Annotated in this window: 30 protein-coding genes and 1 pseudogene; 22 read left to right on the top strand and 9 right to left on the bottom strand. The window is 68.7% G+C overall.

Annotated elements, in window-relative coordinates:
• The first annotated feature begins 61 nt into the window (after positions 1-61).
• A pseudogene (locus tag Q1V71_RS04245) lies at positions 62-685 on the top strand (transposase).
• Between the two features lie 39 nt (positions 686-724).
• Complete coding sequence (locus Q1V71_RS04240; protein WP_300641048.1) at positions 725-1117, top strand: hypothetical protein; 393 nt, start codon at positions 725-727, stop codon at positions 1115-1117.
• A 52-nt stretch (positions 1118-1169) separates the two neighbouring features.
• Here Q1V71_RS04240 and Q1V71_RS04235 read toward each other — a convergent pair whose 3' ends face one another.
• From Q1V71_RS04235 to Q1V71_RS04220, 4 genes are all read right to left on the bottom strand, one after another.
• The gene (locus tag Q1V71_RS04235; RefSeq protein ID WP_300641046.1) at positions 1170-3617 is read right to left on the bottom strand and encodes an AAA family ATPase; all 2448 of its coding nucleotides are present in this window, start codon (positions 3615-3617) and stop codon (positions 1170-1172) included.
• The gene (locus Q1V71_RS04230) at positions 3610-4197 is read right to left on the bottom strand and encodes a hypothetical protein (RefSeq protein WP_300641044.1); all 588 of its coding nucleotides are present in this window, start codon (positions 4195-4197) and stop codon (positions 3610-3612) included. The genes Q1V71_RS04235 and Q1V71_RS04230 overlap by 8 nt, the downstream gene beginning before the upstream one ends.
• Entirely contained in the window at positions 4197-5900 is a 1704-nt protein-coding gene (locus tag Q1V71_RS04225) for an SIR2 family protein (RefSeq protein WP_300641042.1), read from the bottom strand. Before Q1V71_RS04225 ends, Q1V71_RS04230 begins: the two co-directional genes overlap by 1 nt.
• Before the next feature lie 156 nt (positions 5901-6056).
• Positions 6057-7289 carry an ISL3 family transposase gene (locus tag Q1V71_RS04220; protein ID WP_300641040.1) on the bottom strand — a complete coding sequence of 411 codons (1233 nt, stop codon included), beginning with the start codon at positions 7287-7289 and terminating at the stop codon, positions 6057-6059.
• A 408-nt stretch (positions 7290-7697) separates the two neighbouring features.
• Between Q1V71_RS04220 and Q1V71_RS04215 the strand changes: the two genes are divergently transcribed.
• The 4 genes from Q1V71_RS04215 to Q1V71_RS04200 are packed head-to-tail and all read left to right on the top strand — an operon-like array spanning position 7698 to position 9072.
• Positions 7698-7817 (top strand): tudor domain-containing protein, encoded by a 120-nt coding sequence (locus tag Q1V71_RS04215; protein WP_300641038.1) that lies wholly within the window; start codon positions 7698-7700, stop codon positions 7815-7817.
• A 5-nt stretch (positions 7818-7822) separates the two neighbouring features.
• Entirely contained in the window at positions 7823-8458 is a 636-nt protein-coding gene (locus Q1V71_RS04210) for a hypothetical protein (protein ID WP_300641036.1), read from the top strand.
• A complete protein-coding gene (locus Q1V71_RS04205) occupies positions 8455-8670 on the top strand; it encodes a hypothetical protein (RefSeq protein WP_300641034.1) in 216 nt (71 codons plus the stop codon). The genes Q1V71_RS04210 and Q1V71_RS04205 overlap by 4 nt, the downstream gene beginning before the upstream one ends.
• A 51-nt stretch (positions 8671-8721) precedes the next feature.
• Entirely contained in the window at positions 8722-9072 is a 351-nt protein-coding gene (locus tag Q1V71_RS04200) for a hypothetical protein (protein ID WP_300641032.1), read from the top strand.
• A 1-nt stretch (position 9073) separates the two neighbouring features.
• Here Q1V71_RS04200 and Q1V71_RS04195 read toward each other — a convergent pair whose 3' ends face one another.
• From Q1V71_RS04195 to Q1V71_RS04180, 4 genes are all read right to left on the bottom strand, one after another.
• Entirely contained in the window at positions 9074-9337 is a 264-nt protein-coding gene (locus tag Q1V71_RS04195; protein WP_300641030.1) for a hypothetical protein, read from the bottom strand.
• Between the two features lie 43 nt (positions 9338-9380).
• Positions 9381-10784, bottom strand: coding sequence for a hypothetical protein (locus Q1V71_RS04190; protein WP_300641028.1), 1404 nt, complete (start codon positions 10782-10784; stop codon positions 9381-9383).
• A 317-nt stretch (positions 10785-11101) separates the two neighbouring features.
• Positions 11102-11413, bottom strand: a complete 312-nt coding sequence (locus tag Q1V71_RS04185; protein WP_300641026.1) for a hypothetical protein — start codon at positions 11411-11413, stop codon at positions 11102-11104.
• Between the two features lie 104 nt (positions 11414-11517).
• Entirely contained in the window at positions 11518-11781 is a 264-nt protein-coding gene (locus Q1V71_RS04180; RefSeq protein ID WP_300641024.1) for a hypothetical protein, read from the bottom strand.
• A 134-nt stretch (positions 11782-11915) separates the two neighbouring features.
• On the opposite strand from Q1V71_RS04180, the gene Q1V71_RS04175 reads away from it, so the two are divergent.
• The 8 genes from Q1V71_RS04175 (at position 11916) to Q1V71_RS04140 (ending at position 15774) form a co-directional block, all read left to right on the top strand.
• Positions 11916-12323 carry a hypothetical protein gene (locus Q1V71_RS04175; RefSeq protein WP_300641022.1) on the top strand — a complete coding sequence of 136 codons (408 nt, stop codon included), beginning with the start codon at positions 11916-11918 and terminating at the stop codon, positions 12321-12323.
• Between the two features lie 112 nt (positions 12324-12435).
• Positions 12436-12603 carry a hypothetical protein gene (locus Q1V71_RS04170; protein ID WP_257754568.1) on the top strand — a complete coding sequence of 56 codons (168 nt, stop codon included), beginning with the start codon at positions 12436-12438 and terminating at the stop codon, positions 12601-12603.
• Entirely contained in the window at positions 12600-13316 is a 717-nt protein-coding gene (locus tag Q1V71_RS04165) for a hypothetical protein (RefSeq protein WP_300641018.1), read from the top strand. The genes Q1V71_RS04170 and Q1V71_RS04165 overlap by 4 nt, the downstream gene beginning before the upstream one ends.
• A 14-nt stretch (positions 13317-13330) precedes the next feature.
• Positions 13331-14254, top strand: a complete 924-nt coding sequence (locus tag Q1V71_RS04160) for a helix-turn-helix domain-containing protein (RefSeq protein ID WP_300641016.1) — start codon at positions 13331-13333, stop codon at positions 14252-14254.
• Complete coding sequence (locus tag Q1V71_RS04155; RefSeq protein ID WP_300641014.1) at positions 14251-14787, top strand: thermonuclease family protein; 537 nt, start codon at positions 14251-14253, stop codon at positions 14785-14787. The genes Q1V71_RS04160 and Q1V71_RS04155 overlap by 4 nt, the downstream gene beginning before the upstream one ends.
• Positions 14788-14803: 16 nt before the next feature.
• Positions 14804-15253 carry a hypothetical protein gene (locus tag Q1V71_RS04150; RefSeq protein ID WP_300641012.1) on the top strand — a complete coding sequence of 150 codons (450 nt, stop codon included), beginning with the start codon at positions 14804-14806 and terminating at the stop codon, positions 15251-15253.
• Between the two features lie 116 nt (positions 15254-15369).
• Entirely contained in the window at positions 15370-15594 is a 225-nt protein-coding gene (locus Q1V71_RS04145) for a hypothetical protein (protein ID WP_300641010.1), read from the top strand.
• A 9-nt stretch (positions 15595-15603) separates the two neighbouring features.
• The gene (locus tag Q1V71_RS04140; protein ID WP_300641008.1) at positions 15604-15774 is read left to right on the top strand and encodes a hypothetical protein; all 171 of its coding nucleotides are present in this window, start codon (positions 15604-15606) and stop codon (positions 15772-15774) included.
• Between the two features lie 36 nt (positions 15775-15810).
• On the opposite strand, the gene Q1V71_RS04135 is transcribed toward Q1V71_RS04140, so the two are convergent.
• Entirely contained in the window at positions 15811-16665 is an 855-nt protein-coding gene (locus tag Q1V71_RS04135; RefSeq protein ID WP_300641006.1) for a hypothetical protein, read from the bottom strand.
• Positions 16666-16897: 232 nt separating this feature from the next.
• Between Q1V71_RS04135 and Q1V71_RS04130 the strand changes: the two genes are divergently transcribed.
• The 8 genes from Q1V71_RS04130 to Q1V71_RS04095 all read left to right on the top strand — a co-directional run bounded on the left by Q1V71_RS04130 (position 16898) and on the right by Q1V71_RS04095 (position 25276).
• The gene (locus Q1V71_RS04130; protein WP_300641004.1) at positions 16898-17260 is read left to right on the top strand and encodes a hypothetical protein; all 363 of its coding nucleotides are present in this window, start codon (positions 16898-16900) and stop codon (positions 17258-17260) included.
• Positions 17250-18779 (top strand): hypothetical protein, encoded by a 1530-nt coding sequence (locus tag Q1V71_RS04125; protein WP_300641003.1) that lies wholly within the window; start codon positions 17250-17252, stop codon positions 18777-18779. Before Q1V71_RS04130 ends, Q1V71_RS04125 begins: the two co-directional genes overlap by 11 nt.
• A gap of 167 nt (positions 18780-18946) precedes the next feature.
• On the top strand, positions 18947-19390 hold the full coding sequence (locus tag Q1V71_RS04120; RefSeq protein ID WP_300641001.1) for a hypothetical protein: 444 nt from the start codon (positions 18947-18949) through the stop codon (positions 19388-19390).
• 111 nt (positions 19391-19501) lie between these two features.
• The gene (locus Q1V71_RS04115) at positions 19502-21727 is read left to right on the top strand and encodes a hypothetical protein (RefSeq protein ID WP_300640999.1); all 2226 of its coding nucleotides are present in this window, start codon (positions 19502-19504) and stop codon (positions 21725-21727) included.
• A 453-nt stretch (positions 21728-22180) separates the two neighbouring features.
• Positions 22181-23095: a ParA family protein gene (locus Q1V71_RS04110; protein ID WP_300640997.1), complete on the top strand. Its 915-nt coding sequence runs from the start codon at positions 22181-22183 to the stop codon at positions 23093-23095.
• Positions 23092-23718: a hypothetical protein gene (locus tag Q1V71_RS04105; RefSeq protein WP_300640995.1), complete on the top strand. Its 627-nt coding sequence runs from the start codon at positions 23092-23094 to the stop codon at positions 23716-23718. The genes Q1V71_RS04110 and Q1V71_RS04105 overlap by 4 nt, the downstream gene beginning before the upstream one ends.
• 106 nt (positions 23719-23824) lie before the next feature.
• Positions 23825-24271 (top strand): helix-turn-helix transcriptional regulator, encoded by a 447-nt coding sequence (locus Q1V71_RS04100; RefSeq protein WP_300640993.1) that lies wholly within the window; start codon positions 23825-23827, stop codon positions 24269-24271.
• A 318-nt stretch (positions 24272-24589) separates the two neighbouring features.
• Positions 24590-25276 carry an SAF domain-containing protein gene (locus Q1V71_RS04095; protein ID WP_300640991.1) on the top strand — a complete coding sequence of 229 codons (687 nt, stop codon included), beginning with the start codon at positions 24590-24592 and terminating at the stop codon, positions 25274-25276.
• Positions 25277-25279: the final 3 nt, after the last annotated feature.

Below are 25279 nucleotides of genomic sequence, written 5' to 3'. Positions count from 1 at the left end.
CCGGTCCGGCAAGGCCTACGCCGACTGGCTCACCGCCCGCGGCGAGGAGTTCCGAGGTGGCATCAAGGTCGCCGCCCTGGACCCCTTCCACGGCTACAAGACCGCGATCGCCGACCAGCTCGAGGACGCCGTCGCGGTCCTTGATGCCTTCCACGTCGTCAAGCTCGGCACCGCCGCGGTCGATGAGTGCCGACGCCGGGTCCAGCAAGAGACCCTCGGTCACCGCGGCCGCAAGGGTGACCCGCTCTACGGCATCCAGAAGCTGCTACGGGCAGGGGCTGAGAAGCTCACCGACAAGCAGTGGACCCGACTGGAGAAGGCCATCGCCGCGCGACCCGAGGAGCACCTGCAGGTCTGGATCGCCTGGTCGTGCGCCCAGCAGCTCCGAGCCGCCTACCGCCACCGCGACCCCGCCGCCGGCCGCAAGATCGCCGAGAAGATCCTGGCCTCGTTCCCGACCTGCCCCGTCCCCGAGATCGCCCGGCTCGGCCGCACCCTGAAGCGGTGATCCCAGGCCTTCTTGGCCTACTTCGACACCGACCGCTCCAACAACCGCGGCACCGAAGCCATCAACGGACTCATCGAACTCCACCGCCGCGTCGCCCGCGGCTTCCGCAACTACAACAACTACCGGCTACGCATGCTGCTCATCGGCGGAGGACTCGACACCCTCATCCCCACCTGAAGTACGAAGAGCCGCCAAACCACCGCCCGCATCACGCGGTTGACCAGTGCCGACATCCAACACGAGGAGGGGCAGGTGTTTCTCCGGCTCGGAGCGGACGCTGTCCGGCTCCCGCCACCACTTGATGAGCTGGCCCAGCAGCTCCCCGAACAAGTCCCCGCCGGGATGGCCGGCCACCTCGCCGACGCCGATCAATGGCTCTTCCCCGGACGCCGGCCCGGCCACCCGATGGACGCCACCGGACTCGCCAAGCGCCTACGCGACCTCGGCATCCCACTACGCGCCGCCCGCAACACCGCACTCCTGCAACTCGGTGCCGAACTCCCCAGCATCGTGCTCGCCGATCTGCTCGGCATCCATATCAGCACCGCTGAAGCCTGGAGCGCTGCTGCCGGCGCCCGATGGACCACCTACGCAGGAAGCACAAGATGAGCCCGCCCCATAGCCACCGGACATGGGGCCCGGCTCTTCTGCGCTGTCCCGGTTAGCCCGCGATCGCTGGATCGGGGGTCCAGATGTGTCGAGTAATCCCGCGATCTTGCTCAAGGGATCGTTCGCCGAGCTCGATGGTGAGCAGTTCGTCCCCCTCGTAGGCCGGGCTGAGTTCAAGGGCGAGGTAGTCGAAAAGCTCGCGTTCGTGGACCGCGATGATTACTTGACGCTCGTGCTGTCTGGCCAGCACGCGGATAAGTCCGGCGAACTGAGCGACATGCACCTCGTCCATCGCCTGGACCGGATCATCGAAGACGAGACAGGGGATCACGGGATCCACGGCGAGGTGAAGAGCGAGAAAGAGCGATAGGGCAGCGGTGTTGAGGTTGCCCGCGCTGAGCATCATCTGCGGAGAACCCCCTTCCCGCCCCTCGCGGTGAACCGTGCGAAGCGTCAGTTCCAGGCCGCTTTTTGACGACGTCGGGATGCCAAACGACGGGATGAACCCCTCATTTGGGGCGAGGCGGGAGAAGAGGCTCATCCAGACGCGGTTGAGCGATTGAGTGAAGACCCGCTGGACGACGTTGGTTCTGACCTCGGTGGCCGCATCGAAGACAGCGCGGGCTACCGCCTGACGCCGGCGCCCCTCCTTGAGGCAGGCATCCCATTCGCCCTTGTGCTGTGCCGCGTCGGCCACTCGTGCCACGGCATCGGCTTGGCGCCGGAGAGCTTGCTCCATCCGCTCTGCAGCCGAAGTCCCGTCGCGCTGCGTGGCCGCCCGCTTGCCGATCTCTTCGAGACGGGATCTCACGGCGCCGGACAGGATCTCCCAGATCGCTCGGATCGTGTCTCCGTCGGGTATCGGGCGCCCCAGGATCGCAGCGCATCGTGCGAGTTCGGCTCGGGCGAACTGATCCTCGATCGAGGCCGTTTCGAACTCTTCAACACGGCGCCGTGCTTGGGCCTCGGCCGTACGCATGGTGCGCCCGGTCTCGGCTGCCGGACCCAAGAGCTGCCATGCGTCGCGAAGGCGTGCGAGCTCGGCGGCACGCACCTCCAGCTCTCCTGCCTGCACGGGCTCGAGCAGAGCGGCCGTGGTCGCTTCCAGCTCGGTTTGGGTCCGCGCGATCGTGACCCGGAGGGCATCGCGTTCCTGCCGCAGATCGAGAAGACGTTGTCCCCGCTGGCTGAGTTGAGTGATCTTGGCGTCGACATGAGCACCCAGGTGCCCTAACCCGAGTTCGGCATAGTCGCGATCACAGACGGGGCAGATGTCGCTCGTGACGGCCGTGCGGATGGACGCAAGGCCTTCGACCAGCGCCGTCGCGTGTTCCTGAGCGTCGAGAAGGCGCTCCTGCAGCGAATCCAGGTGTTGTTGATCAGAGTCAAGGCGTGACTGGATGGCCTGCTGCTCGGTCTGCAACGCCGTTTGGGAGTCAAGGAGGCGCTGCACCTCATTCAGCGCCCGGTGGATGTCCGCTCCATGATCAGTGTCGAGGGCGACTCCGGCCGCGCGAGCTGCACGCTGCCAAGCCTCGATGTCAGGCCCGACTCCGCCTTCCCAGAGCTCGAGCTGCTGCGTGGCTTCGTTCAGCTCGTCACGAGCTTGCGTGAGGTCAAGGGTCGAGGGTCGTGCAGCAGCTGCATCGAGGCGTCCTCCGAGGGCGATGAGGTCCCGCTGGAGAGCCAGTAGCTGGGTACGTTCGGTGTCGAGGTCCTGGTCGGCTACCGCACGGCGGATGGCACCGATGAGGCGGTCGTCCGCGTCCTCATCGATATGACCGGCGGTCCTCTCAGCCTTTGGACTTTCAGGCGGGTCGAGGCCGAGGGATCGGGCAGCGGCGCGGGCTGCGGCACGGGCCTGGTCGATCTCGGCTCTGGCGTCCGTGAGGTCGCGGGTGGTCTCGGTGAGCGCCGCTTCGGCATGGTCGGCTCGAGTGGCGGCGTCATCGAGGCGATCGGCGAGCTTCTTAAGGGATCGAAGGTCGTTGGCGGCGCTCAAGCCGGTGCGGAGGGCATCGAGCTGTTCGAGACCGAGGAGTTCGTTGACGAACTGGGCAAGGGCTGATTCCTGCTTGCCCTCTCGGTGCTGGTAGAGCTCAAGGAGGCGACCCAGGGAGGCTTGGTCGAGGTAGCAGCGTTCGCCGTAGAAGTTGGCGGCCTCAGGTGTGAGAGCGGGGTTGCCTTCGATTCTGCTTCCGCCGGCGGTGAGAGGTGCCGCGGCGCCTTGGTTGATGGTGAAGGAGGAATCGACCTCGACGCGGACGGTGGCGAAGTCCTGTCCCAGAGTGGGCAGGTGAGCGGTGTAGCGAGGGTCTTGTCGTTGCAAACTTCGGATCTGTCCGGTCAAGCCAAGTTCGAGGGCCGAGAGCACGCTGGTTTTGCCTGCGCCATTGGATCCGTGTATCAGCACGATGGGTGCGTCGAGTGGCAGCGTCCGGGTGCCGGCGAGCCGTCGGAAGTCGGAGATCGTGATGCTGCGGATGGGGACGTCAGTCATCGAGGGCGCCCCCGGGTGAAGTCTCGACGACACCGGCGTTGACGTAGTTGCGGAGGGCCTCCCGAACTTCGTCGGCACCCCCGGTGGCCGCGCGCACCAGCGTGATGTGCTCGGTGGTGTCCGGCCCGGGTCCCAGAGTTGCCAGGACCTCGTTGACGGGGTCGCTTCCATGCATGATTGCGGCAGCGGGAAGGTCGAGCGGGAGGAGAATGGCGATCGCGCGTTCGACCTCCGCTTGGCTGGGATCGGCGGACTCGACGTGCAGCACACGGGCGTGGCGTTCGAGCTCGTTTCTGTCGATTGCGGAGAGATCACCGACGATCACCAGAGTAACTGGCCGCCTGGACTGCGCCAGATCCAGAGAACGCGCCAGTCCCGCGAGGAGACGCTGGAGACGAAGCGTTGGCAGCCGGTCGGTGGTGACCAGGACGAGGTCGTGGGAACGCTGTGTGCCGCGCGCGGCCGCTTCGAAGTCGAATTTCATACCGGCGACGGTCAATGGCTTGGGGAGCCGCTGGTAGCCGCCGCGCTCGAGGACGGTCATTACCAGCTCGAGCGGCGTGGTCTGTGGGTCGGTCACTAGAGGCCTCCAGCAAGTTTGAAGGTGGCGTAGAGATCGTCCGCCGAATCAGCCGCTTCGTACAGATCCTCAATACTGACCCGGCCCGCGCCAGTTGAGCCCACGCGCCCGTACCTGGGCCGCGGCGAACGTACGACGGGGGTCGGCTCTCGTTCGGTTAGCACGATGAGCGTGCTGGGGTCGTCCTCGTCGGCGAGGCCATCCATCGTAAGTGCGATCGCAGCGTGGGTGTCCTTGACGAGGAAGACGCGTACCTCGCGTGGTGTTGGGGCGCTCGGCGGCGCGACGAGTCTGAGGACCCCCTCTTCGGCTGCCCCGGTCGTCCCCGGAAGGAGCGTCCAGTCGCCATCGGAATGGCCGCGGCCGAGTAGTGAGATCGCCACCGCCAGGCGCCCGAACGCTGCGCCCGGAAAGTCGGGGCTCTGCAAGGCATCGCGGATGGGGCGGTCGGAGAGCGGTTCGTAGGCAGCACCACTGGCTGGAGCGCGTCCAGTCCGGAAGATGCCAAGCATGAGGATGCTCAGATCGACCAGTTGAAAGAGGAATGCGCGATTGGCGGGCTCCGCGTGCTCGGCCACGTTGTCGCGGAGTTGTCGGAGGTCGAGGCGCAGACGCTCAGTCTCGGTCCCGCTCCAGGACGAGTTGCCTGGCAGGCACGAGAGGACCGCGAGGAGCTTGTCGGTCAGGGTCCAGAACAGGAGCGCCAGCAAGGTCGGCTTCGCGTACGAGCCGAGAACTGCCGAGTCGTTGATCTCGGCCGCGTGAGTCTCGTACTCGGCGGACCCATAGGTCATCTGAAGGAGATGGCGGTGGTGGGCCTGTAGTTGTTCCTCGGACAGCACAACCGCTGGCGGCGCGTGTGGCCATGGCCGCGGGAGGTCCTCGATTGACCGAGCGATCATTGTGTGCATGTTCGCGTCCTGGACCGAGAGGCCCACCACGAGGGAGGGAGAGTCCGTGTAGAGGAGCTCAAGGTGCTTACGCATGACCCCGTTCTCGTTCCGCTCGGTCCAGCCGGAGATCTGCTGCTGCCGAGCGATGAGAAGGGCTCTGTACGTTGCCTCGTCGTCGCGCGCACGGACCGCGCATCCGTGGAACTTGATCAGCTCCGCACGTCGATTGCGCTGCCGGAAGTCCTCTCCGCGGACGATGACACGGATGATCGCGTCTGGTTCATTGGTCAAGGCTGCGAGTGCCTGTTCGATGAGCCCGTCCCAGTTCGCAGTGACGGCAGAGCCGACGACGCCCTCCAAGATCAGCAGTGCGATGCAGAGGTGCTCGACATCCGGTTCGAGCGCAGGATCGCCGTAGGTGCCAGGGACATCCAAACCGGACCAGACAAGATAGTCCGAGGGCTGCCCTGACACGGGGATGTCGAGAACCTCGGCATACCTGGAGGTCAATCGCCAAGTGATCCCGCCGCGGTCTGCCCACGATTCAACCGGCACGGCGAGGTCGATCGCGTCGATATCGCCCTGAGACAGGCCGGCGAGGACCAGCGCCTCCTTGAGCGCTGCCGAGTAGGGGCATGCAGGGTTGGCATAGTCGATATTGGTGCGGAGCATCTCAAGTACGCGGACGAGAAGCTCTTGAACGTTGGGCACCACGTCGCGCGAGATGCCCGATCCGAGCCACAGGACGTAGTCCCCAGCCGTGAAGGAGGCGGCGAACTCAGAGAAGCCGTGCTCGAATCCTTCCAGCACCCCAGCGACCGTGCGGACGGGTGAGTGGCTCATCGAGTGATCTCCGCTGGCCTGTACGGTCCCTGGGGGCGACGGCGGTCGCCTACGGCGGAGATATCGTGCACCGGCACATGCTGGCACGGTGTCCAATGAACCGTGGAGCTTTCTCGGCTCCTCTTACTTGAGGTGGGGGTGAGCGAGTCCGCCACCGATCAGCAGCATGCGTAGGCGGTAGTTGTCGCGGTTGCGGAATCCGCGGGCGACGCGGCGGTGCAGCTCGATGAGGCCGTTGATGGCCTCGGTGCCGCCGTTGTTCGACCTGTTGGTGTCGAAGTAGGCCAAGAACGCTTCCTTCCAGCGCTTCAGCGTTCGCCCGAGGCGGGCGATCTCGGGCACCGGGCAGGTCGGGAAGGCAGCGAGGACCTTGAGTGCGATCTTGCGGCCCTCGACGGGGTCGCGGTGGCGGTAGGCCGAGCGGAGCTGCTGGGCACACGACCACGCGATCCAGACCTGCAGGTGCTCCTCTGGTCTGGCCGCGATCGCCTTCTCCAGGCGGGCCCACTGCTTGTCGGTGAGCTTCTCCGCACCCGCGCGCAGCAGCTTCTGGATGCCGTAGAGCGGGTCGCCCGTGCGGCCGCGGTGGCCGGTGGTCTGTTGCTGGACTCGGCGGCGGCACTCATCGACCGCGGCGGTGCCGAGCTTGACGACGTGGAAGGCGTCGAGGACCGCGACGGCGTCTTCGAGCTGGTCGGCGATCGCGGTCTTGTAGCCCTGGAACGGGTCCAGGGCCGCGATCTTCACCCCGGATCGGAATCCCTCGCCGCGCTCGGCCAGCCAGTCGGCGTAGGCCTTCCCGGATCGGCCCGGCACCAGGTCCAGCAGTCGGGCACGGACGCGTCCTTGCTGGTCACGGGACAGGTCGACCATCCCGGTGAGCTCCTTGGGTCCGCGTCCGCCTTCGGCGATGGGCTTGGTGTTCACGTGGTGCCAGATGTGTTCATCGACCCCGAGGGAGGAGACGTGCTCGAACCGGGTCGGGTCGGCTGCCATGGCCTCGAGCAGCGGCTGGATCGAGCGCCACACCGTGCGCCAGGTCGTGCCGAGTTGGCGCGCAAGGCCAGCCACGGAGGCGTGCTCGCGACGCAGCTGGTTGATGGCCCACCAGCACGCCCGCGCCGTCAGCAACGCTCGCGGGCCGGCGAGGTCGTCGCGCTGCTCGGTGAACTTCTTGGTCGGACACTTCTCCTCGGCACAGCGCCAGGTCCGCTTGCGCCAGATCAGGCGGACCGGACGCCCGAAGCAGGGCACGTCGATCAACCGCACCTCGCGCCGTCCGTGGCTGTGCGCGATCACCCCGCACGTGCGGCAGCCGGTGGCTTCGGGTGGTGTCTCGACCACGACGCGGACCACGCCGGCCTGATCGGCGACATCGATGACGTGGAACCCCTCAAGGCCGACGAGGAGGTCGCACCGCTCGCAGTAGCAAGGACGTTGAGAACGTGGGCGCGCGCGGTCGCACGCCGTAGGCTCGAGCACCGTCGAGGCCTTCCGGTTGGTTGCTTGGTCGCACCAAACTTTGGAAGGCCTCGACCCCGTTCCGGGTCAGGCACTCAGGTCGTGTCGCTCACTGCCCCCACCGCAGGTAAGTAGAGCCCCATTGAGTGGGCCGCCAGTGATCCGCTCGAGCGCTGGGTCAACGCGGCCCCCGATGGGCCCGGGCCGCTCGGGGACACCATCAGCGAGTACCTCGGTGGCCACAACCCCTTCCCCGACGGGCTCCGCGTCGACGTCCAAGGCCGCCATGACGCCGACAGCTGGGTGCCCGGCACCATCGTGGAACGCACCGCCGTCGACGAGTGGACTGTCGAGTTCGATGACGGCGAGCAGGTCTGGCGCGACCACCAGGAGCTGCGCCCCCACTCGCCCGAGGCCAGCTGACGAGGTTGGCAGCTCGACCTTGGCGCGAGAAGCGCATCGACGACCTCCTCGCTGCTGTCTCCGACCTCGGCATGACGATGTCCCGCGCGGCCGCCGGTGACCTCCTCGACGCGCGGGTCCAGCTCGTCGCCGAGCAGATGCGCGTCACCCCCGCCACCGCCCGCACCTACCTCACCGATGAGGCACTGACCGGCATGGCCAGGGAGATCGTCTTCGGGTTCGCCGACGAGACCCCGGGAGCGGACCTGATGGCCGCACCGCGCACCGCCGCCGTTCCCGTGAGGTTCGCAGGCACGGTGTTCGCCGGCCTCGGCGAGGTCATCCGCATCCTCCTCGTTGAACGCGACGACCTCGAGCACACCCGTGACCGGGTGGCGCAGGTCGCCCACGCCCAGAGCTACCTCGGCCTGCTGATCCGCGACCAGGTCGGCACCACCGGCTTCTATGACGACGAGCCGTCGGTCCAAATGCCCCCGGCACTACTGCTGCGCCTGGCGCGCGTCCTCGAGACCGCAGCCGACCTGGTGGAAGCGGGCCTGATCGGCTACGAGGCGGACCCTCAGGAAAGCGCCGGACTCCCCTCGGCGTTCCGCCGCGATGTCGACCTGCTGCGCACCATGGCCAGCCAGGAGCAGCAGTGACAGCCACAGCTGGCGGGACCGCGCTGACGCTCTACGCCACGGTGCAGGAGATCCCGCCCGACCATCGTGGCGGCTACACCCTCGGCCGAGACGAGCTGATCGTCGAGGACGTCGACTACGACCAGGCGCTCAAGGCCGCCCGCCGGCGCGTCCCCGAGGGCTGGCGGATCATCGCCCTGCGGGTCGAGGGTGACCCCGTCCCCTGCGGCTGATCGCTCCCGGCCCTTCTGTGCACGTAGGTGACCAGGAAAGCGAGGCGGATCATGAGCACTTCCCCAGCCGAGAACCCGGTCCCCGGAGTCGTCACCTTCACCGCCCGCGGCAACGCCGCCCTCGACCAGCTGGCCGAGGCCCTGGCGGCCGACTGCGACGGCTCCCCCACGAGCATCGCCGACATCCTTGAGCGGGTCCTGGAGGCCGACATCAAGGACCTGGCCGAATCGTTGAGCGAGGCAGCCCAACCAGCTGGCCGCGCATCCCTGGTCGGTCTCGACGTCGAGGAGGTCGGGCCGCCGGCCGAGAGCCCCGACGAGGCGGCACGCCGGCGGCTCTCGCCGAGGGCGCCGCACGCCGGCGACACCCCCGGTAGCCGGAGCCCGGGCAATGCCCGCTGATTCAGCTGAGGCTCGCGTCCAGGTCACCGGCCAGGACCGCGATCATCAGATGATGCTTAGCGAGGACTCGCCCCATCATCCCGCCAGGCAGACCCGCGCCTCCATTGCTGAGCAGTGCGGCCATTCTTCCCAGCGGCATACGGTCCAACTCACGAAGAACTGCCGGACGCTTTCTCCTCGCCGTCGCCAAAACCGTCAGTGCGTTATGCAGTTGGACTAACCGGTCGGCGTCGCTGCTCACCTGATCGCCACGGGCATCTGTCACGCAGGCAAGATTGCCGCAATGCTCAATGCGGTGAAGGCAAAACTCAGAACTGCGCCAGTGCCCGTTGGCGCGCCTGCCGCTTGGCCTTGCGGATCATCTTCTTAGTGATGACGGTGTCCTGAGCCGCGGTGGTGGCTCGACTCCGGGCCTCGGCCAGCGCATCTGCTGATGCCTCCGCTGCGGCGCGGGAGTACATCTCCGACGTGTACGTGTCGGCTGCGATAGCAGCAGCGTTCTCCCGCGCCGCTGCCAGGGCGCAGTTGTCAGCTTCCTGCTGGGTGGGCAGCGTGCAGGTCGCAGTGCCGGTGGAGCTGAACTGCTCGGTGAGCATCGCCTCGGCCGTAGCCTGCGCGCTGCGCTTGACGTAGATCGACGCCTCGCCGGTCTTGGTCACCTGGCGACCGTTGATCGTCTTGGTGACCGATACTCGGACCGTCTTGCGCTTCAGCCGCACGGTGGCCTGCTCGGTGCGCGTCGCCACGCCGGTGACGGAGAACGAGTCGGTGACGGACTGCGTGGACGTGACCGAACCGGGCGTGCTGGGCGACGTGGTCGGCTGTGTCGGGGTAGCCGTAGGAGTGGTGGTCGGCTGCGTCGGCGTAGCAGTCGGCGTGGGAGGCGTCGGCGAAGCAGCGCCGTTGGGCCAGATCGGGCCGCCGCAAGCCGGGTCAGTCGCCGTGGCTGCGGTGCAGTTCGGAGCGAGGTCCTGGCCGAGGCAGTTGGGCACGTTGGTGTTGCCGACGGGCTCAGCCGGGTCGATGTTGAGTCGATTGCCATTCGTCGGAACGCCGGTGCAGCCGTCCGGCGCGGGAACCCAGTAGTTCAGTGCGGGAAGGGCATTCCAGCTGGTGTCGTTCAGTTCTGCCCCAGTCTCCCACGGAGCCAGGTGGGAGGACTGGGTGCTGTGCTGGATCATAAGAGCGGAAGAGGTATTGCGGTACAGCTCTCGGTTCCAACATTCCCAGCTGCCGTCCAGACGGGCAGACTTCCACGGCTGGCCCTGCTCAACACGGCAAACCTCTGTCTTCTGGTCGTACTCGGGCTTAACGGCCTGAATAGCGCGGCCGTCCTCTGCGCACCAGTAGGAGTTCATCCACGGGTTGAAGACGAGGTTGAAATACTCCTCGTTGTCACAACCGACCCCGTAGCGCTGGTATACCCAGATGACGTCGCGGCTACCAACGCCACCAGAGCGAACGGCGTAGTAGAACCCCTCTGAGGTGGCGTGCTCGGTGTCGACCTTCAGGATCGGCTTGTCGGGGAAACGCGACATCCAGAACTCCAGGTACATCCACTGCGCTGGGATGGGCTGGAAGCCGGACGGCATGATCGCGTCGCCGTAGCGCGGCGGATCGGAGGCCTCGGCGGTCTGCGTCGCCAGAACAGCAGTCATGCCGGCGACTGCCAAGAGGGCAGCAGTGAACAAGCCGATGAGGCGGTGACGCATGAGGGAGCTCCTTGAGGGTGTGGGGCGAGGCTATCCGGGTTCGGCCGCCTCGACCGCCGTTTGTCTAGGCCGCTCGTCTATGGCCGGGAACCATTCGTGACTGCACTACGAAGAGTGATCCGCTCGGCTTCGGCGGTTCCTGGCAACCGGCTGCCGGCCGCCAACCCGGACAGGCTCGCCGGTGATGCCGAGGTGCGCGTCCACGGCGTCTCGTACGACGGCGGCGGCCGAAGCTCCCTCGTGATTTGAAGCCGCCTGCAAAGCCGTGACCTGATCGGGCCGAAACCCGATGAGCAGGCGGTGAGTCTGAGCGGGCATCATGAGGCCCACGTGACGTCCGGGTCGTCGCCCGCGCCGCACTCCCGGCAATGAACTGCGTAGCCGGGCGGCGTGTACTCGGAGGGCAAGATGAGGTCGTCGGGTCCGCTCCGTGCCAGCTCGTAGGTCTCGCCGCAGGCGTAGCAGTACTCCTCGTAGCCACCGGTCGTGGCGTCGTGGACGTCATCGAAGCCGCCGACCCGGTCGATCCACCGGTAGCTGCGCGGCCGACCCTGACCGGTGCAGACGTTGCGGGCCGCGTCGCAGCTGTCGTGAACTGCGTGCATCGAGGCCGAGGCAGCCGTGCTCATGCGACCTCTCCCGCTTGCTCGCCCCAGGCGCCGATCCACTCCATCGGCGCTCCCTCGGCTTGCAGCTCAAGCAGGGCCTCGGCCTGCCTCGCGGTCAGCTGAGTTCAGAGCTCGCGCCGGGCCTGTCGGCGCAGGACTGCCTCCAGCTCGGCAACGCCCTGCCCCAGCGGAGTTGGCGGGGCGAGGTCGGCAAGGTCGTCGAGCAACTCGTCGACGTCGCCGGCCTCGATCTGCGGTGAGGTGTAGGCGTTCCACTCCCCCACCGCCGCGGCGAGCCGACGGTAGGCCTCGACGTCGGCGGGCTCGTGGAACCAGGCCGCCGCGGCGAGCGCGACCCGCCGTGCGATCAGGGCCGCCTGGTCACCCATGGCCGATCAGTCTTCCGCCCCGCGCGCCCAGAGCGAACCCCTGCAGTTGTCCACAGCCTCGGCGCCGGCCGCGCGCACCGTGCGACGAGATCCGAGAGACTCAAGCCCTACCTCACGGCAGGAAGGGCACCACGGTGGACGACAACGACCAGCTCGGCGCCGGCGGGCACGCGCAGGCGGCCCGCGAGAACGTCTACGGCTTCAACCGCGCCACCATGTGGGAGCAGGACCAGATCCCGTCCGAGACCTCCGACCAGCTCGCGGAGTTCGCCGACCTCGCGGCCGCGCTCCCCCAGGCGTTCTCGCAGCTGTCCAGCACGCTCGAGCAGGCCCAGGCCCACCAGGTGCTCAGCATGGACACGATGACCGACGAGTCCGACCCGGCCATGGCCATCGGCGTGGCGCGCCTTCACCTGGAGGAGGCCCGGAGCCTCGCGGTCGACCTCCACAAGCACCTCGACGCCGCGCGCAACGCCACGGCCCACGTCATCAGCCAGGGCGTCGATGACGGGCAGGAGTCGATGCCCTGGGACCAGCCCTGACCCAGGCCCCCGCCGAGCGGCCCGCGAGATTTCTTCGCGTCGGTGATCGCCCCGACGGGTCGACCTTCCATTGGTGACTGAGAGATGACCCCGGTCCACCAAGGAGCTGTCCGTGAGCACGCCCACCGAATCCACGTCCGCCGCGGCCGACCGTGACCCGGTCCAGGAGGCCCGCGACCACCTCGAGCAGGCGCTAGCCGCGCTCGATCGGCTCCGCGAGGTCCTGCCCCCAGCGGGCAGCACTCCCCCGCCCGAGGCGCGAGGCGGTGACCCGGCATGACCACCACCGACACCGCCCTCCACGCCGCCGACGCCGTCTTCATGGCCGAGCAGGCGGTGGGACGGGCCCGCCATGTCGTCGAGGAGCTGCACACCACGATCAACTCCGCGCTGGGGGTGCTCGACGACGCCGAGCTCGACTCTGCCAAGGCCCGGCTCTCCGACCGCGGCGACTACTACCTCGAGGCCGCCGGCGAGCACCTGAGCCGCCTGCAGCGCCGCTGCAGCGACAACGCCGAGCTGACCGACGAGCTCACCGGGCACCTGGAACGCGCCTCGCAGGCGGTCGCCGACGCCCACGACGTTCTCCGGGACGCCGACACCACCGACCCGGTGCTCGCCCGCGACGTCGCGCAACTGAAGCCGCGGCTTGCGGTTGTCGGCGAGATGATCGACCTGGCCAAGCCGATGGCCCGGCTGGCCGCGCAGCATGTCGAGAGCGCGCACCTGGCCGCTCAGCAGGCGACTCCGCCGTCCCTGTTGGAGCCGGTCACCCTCGAGCGGAGCATCGCGACCGCCGGCAAGGAGCTGGGCCGCGCCGACGAGGACGTGCGCCTGCTCGAGAACGTCGTCGACCACGCTGCAGCCAGCGCCCGCCAGTCGGCCGGCATCGCGACCGAGATCACCGACAACGCCCGCCGGCGCATGGCCGAGCAGGGCCGCGTCCAGATCCCGCGTCAGGCCGCACCGAGCGTCGGATCCCCGGCGCGGTAGGCGGGAGGCGCGTCATGGACCTCGACCAGGGCGGCCGCCAGCTGGCGGGCCTCATCCTCGATGCCGCCAGCAACGGCGAGCACGACCAGGTCGCCGAGCTGATCGCACCGCTCGACGCCGAGCAGCTGCGGTCCCTGGTGACGGTGCTGGCCGTCCAGGTCGACCAGAGCGCACCCACCTCCTCCGCGACCGGCCCCGCCGCGGTGTGCGAGCTGGCGATCAACGCTGCCGCCCCGATGTTCGGCACCACTGCGGAGGCGATCCGCAGCGCCGAGCGCAGCCGACCGGTCAGCGACGCCCGGGCGGTGGCCATGACCGCCGCACGCGAGGTCGGTCTGTCCCTGCCGGTGATTGCAGAGCACTTCGACAAGGACCACGGCTCGGTGATCCACGCCGTACGCCGCACGGCCGAGCGACCGCGCCTGGCCGACGCCGCGGCGCGCATCACCGCGCACGTCAACGACCGCTACACCGCCCAACTCCCCCGCCCCGAAGCCACGGTGGTCCCCCTGCACCCGCCGGCGTCGACGTTCGAGCCTGACGGCCCGGTCGAGCATGCGGTTGTGGCGGCCGCTGAGGCCTTCGGCACTACCCCGGAGGTCCTCCTGGGGGCCGACCGCAGCCGGGCGGCCGCGGACGCTCGTGCCGTGGCCATGACCGCGGCCCGCATCCACGGCCACAGCCTGCCGGCGATCGCGCGTCACTTCGACCGCGACCACACCACCGTGCTGTCCGCGACCCGGCGCATCGAGAAGACCCCGCCGCTGCGGGACCTGGCCGCGAAGATCGCTGCGGATCTCCCCGAGCAGCCAGCCAGCAGCATCGGCGACGTCGTCGAGCATGTTCCCGAGCCCGGTCACCGCTCCCCCGGCCTGCGCGAGCAGCAGCGAGCGGTCCCTGTCGCCGCTGAGCGTTCCCAGCTGAGGGTCGCCCGGTGAAGGCCCTGATCGGCCTGGTCGCGGCCGTGATCGTCGCGCTGACCGCCGGCGGGATCAAGGCCGCGCTACCCGGCACCCAGACGGGCCCCGAGCCGACCGAGGGCGCGACCACCCAGGTGCGCATGACCCACGTCGTCGACGGCGACACGATCCGCGCCGAGACGCTCGGCGGCCGCCAGCTCGCCCGAGTCCGGCTGCTTGGGATCGACGCCCCCGAAGACGCCCACCCGCCCGAGCCGGCCGAGTGCTACGCCGACGACGCCACCAGGCTCCTCGAGCAGCTTGCTCCGGTCGGCAGCACCGTCGAGCTCGTCACCGACACCGGCCAGCCCAACCGTGATCGCTATGACCGGCTGCTGCGCTACGTCGACCGCTCGACAAACGCCGGCGACGTCGACGTAGCCGGCGAGCTCCTGGCCAGCGGCGCCGCCCGTCGCTACGAAGCCGGACCAGCACTCGCCCGCGAGGAGTCCTACTCCACGGCCGTCGACGATGCCCAGGACGCTGGCCGCGGCCTGTGGGGCAGCTGCTAGGAGCCGGGAGACCGACATGGACGAGCAGCTGGCCACCGCGGCGAAGACACTGGCCCGATGGTGCTACCGCCGCGGCGTCGACGAACGCGTACTCGGGTGCGGTGAGCAGCTGCGCAAGGCCGCGGTCGACCAGGCGCTCGGCGCCCCGGCCCCGGCCCACCTCGAGCACGCGCTGTGGCAACAGACCGCCACGCTGCTGCGCCAGCGGCGCGACTGGGACCGCGACCACCAGGTGAGCCCTCCGCCGACCGCGGCATGCCTGCCGTGCGCCGTGTCGGTCGAGGAGTGCCCCACTCACACTGACCGGCGCTGTCGTACCTGCGGTGGCCAGCTGCACCGGATCGTCGTCGAGGAGGGCTTCGACACCCACCCTTCGTGTGACCGGCCCGGTACGAGCGGATCCCGGCCGGTCCTCGAGCACACCGCGCAGCTGCTGGGAGCCACGCTGCTGGCGCAGTCGGCCTGACCCGCCGGGCGACAACACGGATCGGCCGAGGTGATCGCTCCGGACCCCGGCCCGCACTTAGGAGACCAAGGAGGACTGGCGCAGCCGGTGCCGGTCCACGGGATCCAGGAGTTCACATGAGTGAAGCCGCTCGCGAGGAAGCCGCGCTCGAGGAAGAGGCCCGCCAGCGCGCCCAGGAGATCAGTGCCACCGAGGCGGCCGCTGCCCAGGCCGCGGCCGCAACCGGCCCCTCCCCTGACGCCGAGATCGCGCAGGTGCACCGGTCCGGCCGCCAGCACGACCACACCGACACGGCCGCCTACCAGCGGCCCCAGCTCGGCCGCCGCGGCCCGCGCCGGTAAGAGGCAGCCATGGCAACCGCACTCGCGCCGGCCGTGAGCTCCTCGAACGTCTCGAACGTCCGTTGGGTCGACTGCTCACACAAGCTGGGATCGCTGCCGTGCATGAACCACAAGCCCCACGAGGGCAACGGGCGCGGCTGCGTGCACCACTCCACGTCCGGCTTCCAGGACGACGAGTAGCCCGACGTCAGCAGCTGAAACCGTCCGAGAACAGCCTCAGCCGTGCACCAAGTGCAGCCGCGGCCGCTGAGGCTGCTCGGCGGCTGTCTCCAGGCGCTGCATCCGCTCGAGCGTCACCGGGTGGCTGTAACGCCGCAGCAGCCCCGCAAGGAGGGGCCCGAGCCCGAGTCCGAGCACGAACTGGTCGGCCGCCGCCTCGGTGCGCAGGTCGATCCGCCGGCCGGCCGCCGGCACCAGGTAGGTCAGCGCGATGACCACGCTCCCGAGGAGCCCCGCCCAGGCCCGGCCCTCGACCATGGACTGCACCACGCAGATCACGCCCACGACGCCGCGCAGCGTCCAGGCCAGCCGCATGAACGGCAGCCAGGCGAAGGCCCGGCCGATGCCGCGGAACGTAGCCATGATCAGCCGCCAGGGCGTCGTCGCCGCGAGCACCGCCAGCTCCAGCCGCGGCCGCGCAGCCCGGTGTCGGCCGACCGCATGGGCCAGCGCCGCGGCCGCCTCCGCCCCGGTCACGCCGCCGCGGTACGTCGCGTCGACCAGGCCAGGGCTGACCACCACGGTGCGCCGCCCGATCGCCACCGCCACCGGGGTGCTTGGACGCTGAGCCCGGCGTACGAACAGCGTCGCGATGTCGACGCCGCGGCCGCCCAGCTCTGCCAGCACCGGCGCCATCACCCCGAACTCGGCCTCGGTCGCCGGTCGAGAGCTCGTCAGCACCGCCATCGCCGGCTGCTGCAGCCGCCCCATCGCCAGAGCGACCAGGACCCCGCCGGCAGCCATGAACGCCACCAAGCCCAGTGCCGGAGGGAGCAGGGCGCACACCACCACGGTGAGGACGAAGCTCACCAGCAGCGCCGGCGCCAGCGTCACCACCCTGAGCACGGTCATCGGGAACCTCATCATCACGACCCTCCTTCATCTATCAGCACTAGTGCGAATCTCTTGACTTTGCTCGCGGTGATCGTTCGGCGACCGCCGCATGACATAGGCGAACGAGACCAGTTTGTGCCCAGCCGCCGACACCACCCCGAGTTATCCACAGCCCGCCGCTCAGCGGAGCGAGGACCGACGCGGACGTGGGTTCATGGGCCAGACCGACCTCCAACCGAAAGGAACACCCGTGGACACCCTCAACCCGGACAGCACCTGGGACCGCCTCGGCTCGATCGCGCACCTGCTGCACCAGGCCGCCACCCAGGTGTGGAGCGACGCCGACAGGGCCACCGCCGACTCGCCGCTGCACGACCTCGGGCTCGGCGTCTACCTCGCGCACTCCCAGGCCAGCGCCCTGCTGCCTGAGGACTACGAGCTCCCCGACGTCGACGCCGACGAACTCGAGGAACGCACGCCACTGCAGCTGCTCACCGAGGCCGAGGAGCTGACCCGGCCGCTGCCGCTGCACCAGCCGGACCTGATCCACGGCTCGCAGCTGGTCGTCGACCTGTGTGACCTCATCCGGGAAGCCCGCGGCCTTGGCTACTGACCTGCGCCCGGCGTACGCCGACATCGACCAGAAGCTCTTCGACGTCGACCAGATCCCGATGACCACGCGCGACGTGCGCAGCGTCGGCGAGATGCTCTTCGACGTCGACTACCTAGCCCGCCAGCTGCTCATGGACGTCGGAGGCGACGACGCCGGCGCCCTGCTGCGCAGCTGGCCCACGATGGTCGCGGCCGCGGAGGACCTGTGGGCCTCCCTGCCCGGCCGCCGCCCGGGCGTCGACGAGCGCGACCGCCCGATCACCAGCCTCTCGGCGCAGGCCGCCACCATCGAGGCCAGCCTGACCGGCCGGAAGGCCTGGCCAGGTCAGGGCCCGACCAACCCGCATCTCGACCAAATGACCCAGACCCTCCTCAACGCCGCGGCCCTCGTGCGCCGCTACGGCGCCGAGATCCCCCACGAGCAGACCGAGGCCCACCGCGACCTCGAGGCAGCCCGCACCAGGATCATGCACGGGCTGTACCTGACCGCTCACGCCGTCAACGTCGCCCTGCACGACAACGGCCGCGACCGCGTCAACGACGCCCGCCAGTCCGGCCGCCGCGTCCACCTCGCCCAGCACCACTCCCCCTACGCCGTCGCCCCCACCGGAGCCTGGATCGACCGCATGACTGCGTGCGAGAACACCGCGCGCAGCTACCTCAGCGACCGGTTCGCCCAAGCCCTCGCCGGCGAAGCGATCCGACCTGTCGCCGACCCCAGTCGACTGACCCACGCGCTGGCCAACTGGGACATCCAGTCCCACCGCGCCCTGGCCCGTCAGCTCGAGCCCTCCAACATCCTCCTCATCACCCGCACCCAGGGCCTCATCGCCGGCGCGAGCATGGTGCTCGTCGACGCCGCCGCCACTGCCGGCATCCTCGAACCCTCCGACCGGCTCGTCCCCGCGATCGCCGACGCCGGCCGCTCCTGGAGCAACCTGGCCAGCCGCTGGGGCGACCTCGCTCCCCCGGGCGCCCGGATCCAGGAGCCGCTGGCTCGCGCGGCCGCGGAGGTCCGCGCCTCCTACCGCCAGATCACCCACGACACCACCACCCTCGCCGGCCCCGAGGTCATTGCCGGGCGCCCAGGGCTCTCGCAGGCCGTGACCGCGACGCTGCGCGCCGTCGGCGCCGGCTCGGAGCTCGCGGTCGTGGTCGCCGAGAGAGCCGACAACCCCAGTCTCACCGGCCCCGCCCGGGCCCTGTCCCGGCGAGCTCACAACGACGTCGAGTCCGGGCTGGCCACCCCGCCCGCGGAGGGCGACGTCGTGTGGGTCTCCCCGGCCGACATCCTCGCCAAGCGCTTGGTTCCGCTCCCCCCGCCGGTCACAGAAACGCTACGAGCGGCCAGCGACGCCACGATGGACGCGGCGAGCACAGCGTCGTCGATGGCCTCCTTGCACCTGGTAGAGCGCGCTCTCGCGAGTACCGCCAGCGACGCTAAGCGGCAGCCAGCTGGCCCGCGGCCCGACGCGCCGCAGTTCGAGCCGGTGAGGCTCAGCGCAGGACCTCGGCGGTGACCGCGCCAGACACCCCCCGAGTGACACGCCAACTCGATGAGCCGGCTTCGGAGCCCCTAACAGGTGCGTGCGGAAGCCCCAGAGCGTTGAAGGGTAAAGGATATTTCCAGAAATGTTTTCGGCGCGCCTTCGTTGACGAAAACTCAGCCTGCGGCAGGATCGCCGGCATGGACCAGGAGCAGAAGCCGCGTAAGGAGAGCCGAGCAGGTCGTCCTTCCAAGGGCGAGCGCCACGGTTTCCTCATCAAGCTCTCCCCCGAGACGATCGAGCACATTCAGCTCATCGCTGAGGTTACCGACAACCGCCCTCAGGCGGAGGTCGCTGAGGCCGTCACCTCTGATGCCCTCGGCTCTGACTTCGCCGAGCTGGTCACGGCGGTCACGGCGTTCAAGCCGTACAAGGGCCGGCGTGAGCAGATCAAGTTCCACCTGCCCATGGCTCAGGCCAGGATCGTCTTCGCCATCAAGGAAGAGACCGGTCTGACGTACCAGAACATCCTCGAGTATCTCCTCGGCGAGGGCGTCAAGCCCTACGACGCCGACGAGATGCGTCGGGCCATCGCGGCCGAGCGTGCCGCTCGCCAGCAGGAGATGTTGCCTGTAGCCGTCTGACGCCGATCAGGGCAGTGCCCTGAATGCTTGAAGGGCGACCGCGCCAACGGTCGCCCTTCCAAGAAGCAAAGACCCGACTCACTCGTACCAGGAGATGATTGGGATGGCTTCGTGCTGCCCACCTTAACAGCGCCCAACCCAGACGAACCGGAAATCGGCCCTGTCGATTTCGCCGTGTCGCGTGGCGATGACCACGCCGCGCTGTCTCCTGCCCAGAACCTCCTCGCTCTCGACGAGTGGCTCTTCTCCCCCACGGGCTGGCATGCGCTCGGTGCTGCCAGCAATGGTCGACTCCCCATTACGGTCCCCTCCCTCCACCAGGGCCTGGCCCTGATCGGCAAGGGGAGAGTGACCGCGATCTTCGGCCGGCTCCGCGCAGGCGCGGGCGTCATCGACCTCGACACCAAGAACGCCAACATGGGCGAGTACCTCGCTCCCGAGATCGCGGACTGGCTACGTCGACGTGGCTGCTGGGTGCTCGAGCGGCCCTCCGGTGGCGCTCCCGGGCGCTCTCACATCTTCTTCGCGCGCGCCGACTTCCGTTACGCCTCCGCTGAGCATCGCTCCGGGGTCGCTCTGGAAATCAGCAAGTACCTCGACGCCCTCGCCGCCGACGTCAACATCGACCGCACCGAACTCGACCTCCGTGACTCGGTGCGCCCTCTCTCCTCGCCTCACCGCTGGGGCACGGTCACTCGTCCCCGTGGGGACCTTCGTGACGCGCTGCGGAATCTGAAGAAGATCCTCCCCGATGCCCCAGCGCTGCAGCCGCTCCGCTCCCCCAAGAAGCAGGCGGCCGCCGGCGGCGTCTGGTCTGGTGCCGTCACGCCGCTGGAACTGCAGCGCTACAAGCGCGAGATCGCCCCGCAGTGGCGTCGGTACCTCGCCACCGGTAACACCTCGGCCCTGGGTTCCTACAAGCCCACCAGAGGTGACCGCTCGCTCCCCGAGCTCGGCCTTACCCGCGAGCTGGTGTGGGCGGTCGGCGACCCCAAGATCGCCTGGAGCCTTATCCGGGAGTCCCACCCCACCGCGATGCAGAAGGCGAAGCACCAGCGCCCCGATTGGTGGCTGAAGTACGTGTGGAACCGGTGCGTCGAAGACGCCAGGGCCTTCTCCCCCACGGCCGAGTCCTCGCCGCGTCCGCACACCGCCCCCGGCGTTGCCGCTGCGGTCCAGGCCGCCCGCGTCCGCCTCGAGGACCTCATGTGGACCCAGTCGGCCCGGTCGCGCGCCTCGCTGCTCCTCGTCGGTCACCACCTGCTCGATCGCATGTTGACCGCCGGCTCACTGCGTGTTCCATGCCCGGAGCGCGACCTGGTCAAGAGCACGGGCCTTGGGGACCGCAAAACCATCAGAGCCGCTCTGAGGCTGCTCGACGGGTCTGTCGGCAGCCTGCACACCGACTGCTTCTCTCCTCTCAAGCCAGACTCGACGAGCTTCGAGTTCGAGGTAGCGCCATCTGAGGACTGCAGTGAAATCCCCCCACTAAGTTTTCACCCGCCCCACGCGCCCCGCGGCCTCTGGGCCACGCTCCCCCGTGCCGCCCACGGCCTCTGGCGCACCCTGCTGAGCTCTGAAGGTCCGCTGTCCCCCAGTGATCTGGCTGTGAAGGCCGGCCTGGTGGAGACACGAGCCGCCGCTCCGACTCGTAGCCACCTTGCGGCGGTGAAGAAGGCTGCAACCGCGCTGGCGCATGCAGGGCTTGCTCGGGTGGACGAGGAGGGCCGCTGGTTCGCAGCCACCGGTCCTCGCTCGATAAGGGTCGAAGAACGAGCTGCGCAGGCGTACGTCGTACTGGACGCCCGGGTCGAGGCTGAGCGGGTGGCGTACCGGGAGAGCATGTCGTCGAGCTGGTCTTTGGATCGAGCACGAGCGTTGAAGGCCCAGAAGGAAAAGGAAGCCGCCTGGTGGGCGGGCCTCTCCGATAGCGAACGAGCCGCCCGCAGGGACCAGTGGCGCAACGCGTTCGACGAGCTCTCGATCACCGAGCAGGCAACAAGGAAGGCCAGGCTGGCTGCGGCACGTGCAAACGCTGGTGTCGAAGAGCTCGAGCAGTACCGATCGTGGCTGGAGAGCCTGACGCCCGATGAGTTCGCCCGACGTTCGAATGACCGAAAGGCTCGCTTCAAGATGCTGAGCCAGAGCGAACGCGGGCTGGCTGTGGCGTCCTGGGCCCGACACCGAGCTGTGTTCGGCCTCCCCTCTGCCACCACAACGCCCATCGACGGGCGATCCGTGCTGCCGAATGGACCCGACGAACGCGACCGGATCTTCCTCGAACGCCAGCTCTCGTTGCCTCTCTCGGGCGAGGGAACCGATCGTGCCGTCAGTTAATCGACTCCCACCACATTCGCACCAGACGCCCCAACGGCCGGCGAGACGCCCCACTCCCCCGCTCCCCGGCTATTGGGCGCTCAGAATGCCTTCTACGGGCCTCCTGCGCCCCGTTCCTGCTGGGCTCGGAGGGTCTGGCAGTGGGGTGGGGCTCAAGTTCCGCTACTGCGCCGCTAGCAGAGGGCATAGTTTGTTCGGTACACCCCCGGCACCGCTTCCGCTAGGAAGCACATAGTGGGGCCGTTAGCGTAAGGCTAGCGGGACGGTAGTAAGCCGGTAAGGGAGCCGGTAACGCGAACCCTAGAGAACACCTAACGGGGGCCTAGCAAGCGAATATGGACCACCTACCGCTGCCGCTACCGGCGCCGCTAAGGAAGCCCTAGCGCAAACATATTTACCCCCTAGGCGTGTCGTAACGGACCCGTAGCCGTCACGTAGAGCAGACTCTCGGCCATGAACGAACTGTCCCGAGTGATCGTCTTCGCCACCGGCAAGGGTGGAACCGGCAAGACCAGCTGTGCGGCCAACGTCGCCGGTCTCGCTGCGCAGGCGGGCATGAAGGTTCTTCTGGTCGACCTGGACTCCCAGGGCAACCTTGAGTTCGACCTTGGCTACGTCGACAAGGGAGACGAGGGCAAGCACCTCGTCAGCACCCTCCTCACCGACGGTGTCCTCGAGCCCGTCCTGAAGAACGTGCGGCCGAACCTCGACGTCATCCCTGGTGGCGGCAAGCTCGATGAGCTCGAGGACCTGGTCCTGGGCCGCGAGCGTCGAGGTGAGGACGGCAGCATCCTTTTGGCCAACGCTCTGAAGCCTCTGGCCCCTGACTACGATTTGATCATCATTGACACCCCGCCGTCGAAGCGGTCCGCTCTGGTCATGCTGGCTCTGGCGGCAGCTCGTTGGATCGTCATCCCCACCAAGTCCGACCGCGCCAGCATCAAGGGCCTCAGCGTCCTAGCCGACCAGGTGGTGCGGATCCGTGAGGTCAACCCGACCATCGACGTCCTCGGCGCCATCCTGTTCGGCATGGGCAGCGCCGCGACCGTCCGGCGTCGCTTCGCCGCAGACGACGTCCGCAGTGTCCTCGGTGACTCCGCGCTGCTGTTCGAGTCGATCATTCGCCACGCCGAGGCGGCCGCCGGCGATGCACGCGAGAAGGGCAAGCTGATCCACGAGCTAGCCGAGGTCGTGCACAACGCTGAGCCTTGGTACGTCGCGCTGAAGGCGGGGCGTCGTCCCGAGCGCCCGGCTGGATCCTCCCTGGCACTGTGTGATGACTACGTGCTGTTCGCTGACGAGCTCATCAAGCGCATCGGCGCCGCCGAAGAGGCTGAGGGTGCTGACCTCGAGGCGGTGACGGCATGAGCGAGGAGCGAGTACCGATGAAGCCGGCTCTCGGTCTCGTCCGCGACCGAGTAAGCACGCTGCCCTCCCGTAAGCCTGCTGCGCCCGCTGCGTCTGCGGCACCTCAGGCCAAGCCCGCCGTCAGCGTCGAGGAAGCTCGCGCTGCCGAACGTGCGAAGGAAGAAGCCTTCGCCAAGACCGTCGCCGAACCGACGGTGACGGCGACGCCCGAGGAGCCGAAGACCAAGGGCAAGGCGAAGGCCAGGCCGGCCAAGGTGAGCGAGTCAACCGGTGGCACGAAGCGCACGACGCTGAGCCTCCCGCAGAACCTGGTCGACTTGATGACCGAGCGGCGAGAGTCCTCGCCCAAGGTCGGCCAGGTGCAGTTCATTCTCAACGCCTTGGCGCAGACTGCCCCTCGGCATAAGGAGCTGGTCGCGGCGGAAAACGGCGCGAGTGTCGGTAACGAGCTGTTCCCAGTTACCACTGCGCCGCGAGTCAACGTCGGCAAGCTGACGACGATCTCGTTCGACACGGCCGAGGAGAACATGAAGGTGGTGGACACCCTCGTGGCTGACAGTGGAGCCGTCTCGCGCAGCCAGTTGGTCAGGGTTGTCTTGGGTGAGGTACTCGGAGCCAGCTGAGCCCGCAGGCCTAGAGCCGCGGTGGCGACGCGGCCGCTGTTGACACCGGCGTGCCGACCGTCAGGCGTACGCCCCTAGCGCCGCCGGCCGCTAGGGTTCGTCGCTGATGGTTTCCGGTGTTGACCCCTCAGAGTTGCGGGCTGCCCGCGAGCGCGCGGGCCTGACCCAGCACGAGCTCGCGCGACTCGTCGGGGCGGCCGGGGGAGAGCGCGTCTCCCGCTGGGAGCTCGGCACCTCGGTGCCCAGGCCCGACTTCCTGGTCAAGCTCGCCCGCGCCCTCGACATCCCCACCCTGCGCCTGATCCACCTCGACGGAGAGATCCCCGACCTGCGGGCGCTGCGGCTCCAAGTAGGGCTGACCGTGCCCGAGCTGGCCGCCCGCGCCAGCCTCTCCGCGCCCACCTACTCCTGGTGGGAACAGGGCCGGGCCACCCGACTCCCCAGCGCCGCAACCCTGGAGACCCTCGCCAAGGTCTTCCAACAGCCGGCCGACGTGGTCGCCGCAGCCTTCAACGAGGCACAACGCCTGCACCGCCGCCGCAAGGGCCAGTAGCGCACCGGGGCAACTGAGTACCTCTACCGGAGTTGCCCGCTGGACAGGCAGGGCACAATCGGCACCGGGAGAAACCGGGCAGGACGGCCCTTCGGCAGTTCGCCTGGACGCGATGTCGCTCAATTCCATCGGGGGAGTGGGCCGCGACCCATCTCCCGCAGAGGACTCGGGCGATGGCACCTCGACTTCCCGCGACCTGTGGAGAACCTACAGGACGCCATAGCAATGCACTAGTGTCTCGCTACGAAGATGGGTCGTATTGATCGCCCCGGCCCGTCTCGACACATAGGTGATCGAGAGACGAGAGGACTCGGACTGATGTCGCTGGACACCGCACAGACCAACGCAGGGGGACCGCCCCCGCCTTCGCCCACCCAGACGCAGGCTGGGCCCGCCGCGACCGCGCGGGTCAAGGCACGCCGCCGGCCGTGGGTGTTCGCCCTGATGGCCGCCCTGGTCGCCGCCGGCGCCCTGGGCACCGCGTTCGCCTTCACCTCGGTCAACGACACCCAAGAGGTCCTCGTCGTCGCCAACGACATCAAGCGCGGCGAGACCATCGACGCCGGTGACCTCACCGTCGTCCGAGTCAGCGTCGACCCCGCGCTGACCCCGGTCCCCGGAAGCCAGAGGGCCGAGCTCGAGGGCAGCCGCGCGGCGGTCGACCTGTGGGCCGGCACGCTGCTCAGCGAGCAGGCCGTCACCGACAGCCTGGTGCCGGGGGAGGGGGAGTCCCTGGTGGGCATCAGCCTCACTCCTGCCCAGATGCCCTCGGAGCCGCTCTACTCCGGTGACGCCGTCCGGATCGTCACTACGCCCGGCGACCAGGGCGAGGTGACCGACGAGGAGCCGGTGACGGTCGAGGCAGTCGTGGTTGGTGTTAGCCGCGTCGAGGAGACGGGGGAGACCGTCGTCGACGTCTCTGTCCCCGAAGGCGACGCCGCCGACCTGGCAGCCCGCGCCGCGACAGGGCGGGTCGCACTGGTCCTGGACACTCGGGAGCGCTGAGCG

The sequence above is a fragment of the Nocardioides sp. genome, from assembly GCF_030149505.1.
In the GTDB taxonomy this organism is placed as follows: Bacteria; Actinomycetota; Actinomycetes; order Propionibacteriales; family Nocardioidaceae; genus Nocardioides.
The sequence above is the reverse complement of the archived record's forward strand: the minus strand, read 5'-3'. Positions and strand labels throughout refer to the sequence as shown.

Coding starts and splice junctions, on each gene's coding strand:
- Q1V71_RS04235 (WP_300641046.1), bottom strand. CDS start 3,617: ATGACTGACGTCCCCATCCGCAGCATCACGATCTCCGACTTCCGACGG.
- Q1V71_RS04200 (WP_300641032.1), top strand. CDS start 8,722: ATGAGCACTTCCCCAGCCGAGAACCCGGTCCCCGGAGTCGTCACCTTC.
- Q1V71_RS04190 (WP_300641028.1), bottom strand. CDS start 10,784: ATGCGTCACCGCCTCATCGGCTTGTTCACTGCTGCCCTCTTGGCAGTC.
- Q1V71_RS04185 (WP_300641026.1), bottom strand. CDS start 11,413: ATGAGCACGGCTGCCTCGGCCTCGATGCACGCAGTTCACGACAGCTGC.
- Q1V71_RS04180 (WP_300641024.1), bottom strand. CDS start 11,781: ATGGGTGACCAGGCGGCCCTGATCGCACGGCGGGTCGCGCTCGCCGCG.
- Q1V71_RS04165 (WP_300641018.1), top strand. CDS start 12,600: ATGACCACCACCGACACCGCCCTCCACGCCGCCGACGCCGTCTTCATG.
- Q1V71_RS04160 (WP_300641016.1), top strand. CDS start 13,331: ATGGACCTCGACCAGGGCGGCCGCCAGCTGGCGGGCCTCATCCTCGAT.
- Q1V71_RS04150 (WP_300641012.1), top strand. CDS start 14,804: ATGGACGAGCAGCTGGCCACCGCGGCGAAGACACTGGCCCGATGGTGC.
- Q1V71_RS04145 (WP_300641010.1), top strand. CDS start 15,370: ATGAGTGAAGCCGCTCGCGAGGAAGCCGCGCTCGAGGAAGAGGCCCGC.
- Q1V71_RS04140 (WP_300641008.1), top strand. CDS start 15,604: ATGGCAACCGCACTCGCGCCGGCCGTGAGCTCCTCGAACGTCTCGAAC.
- Q1V71_RS04135 (WP_300641006.1), bottom strand. CDS start 16,665: ATGACCGTGCTCAGGGTGGTGACGCTGGCGCCGGCGCTGCTGGTGAGC.
- Q1V71_RS04120 (WP_300641001.1), top strand. CDS start 18,947: ATGGACCAGGAGCAGAAGCCGCGTAAGGAGAGCCGAGCAGGTCGTCCT.
- Q1V71_RS04110 (WP_300640997.1), top strand. CDS start 22,181: ATGAACGAACTGTCCCGAGTGATCGTCTTCGCCACCGGCAAGGGTGGA.
- Q1V71_RS04105 (WP_300640995.1), top strand. CDS start 23,092: ATGAGCGAGGAGCGAGTACCGATGAAGCCGGCTCTCGGTCTCGTCCGC.
- Q1V71_RS04100 (WP_300640993.1), top strand. CDS start 23,825: ATGGTTTCCGGTGTTGACCCCTCAGAGTTGCGGGCTGCCCGCGAGCGC.
- Q1V71_RS04095 (WP_300640991.1), top strand. CDS start 24,590: ATGTCGCTGGACACCGCACAGACCAACGCAGGGGGACCGCCCCCGCCT.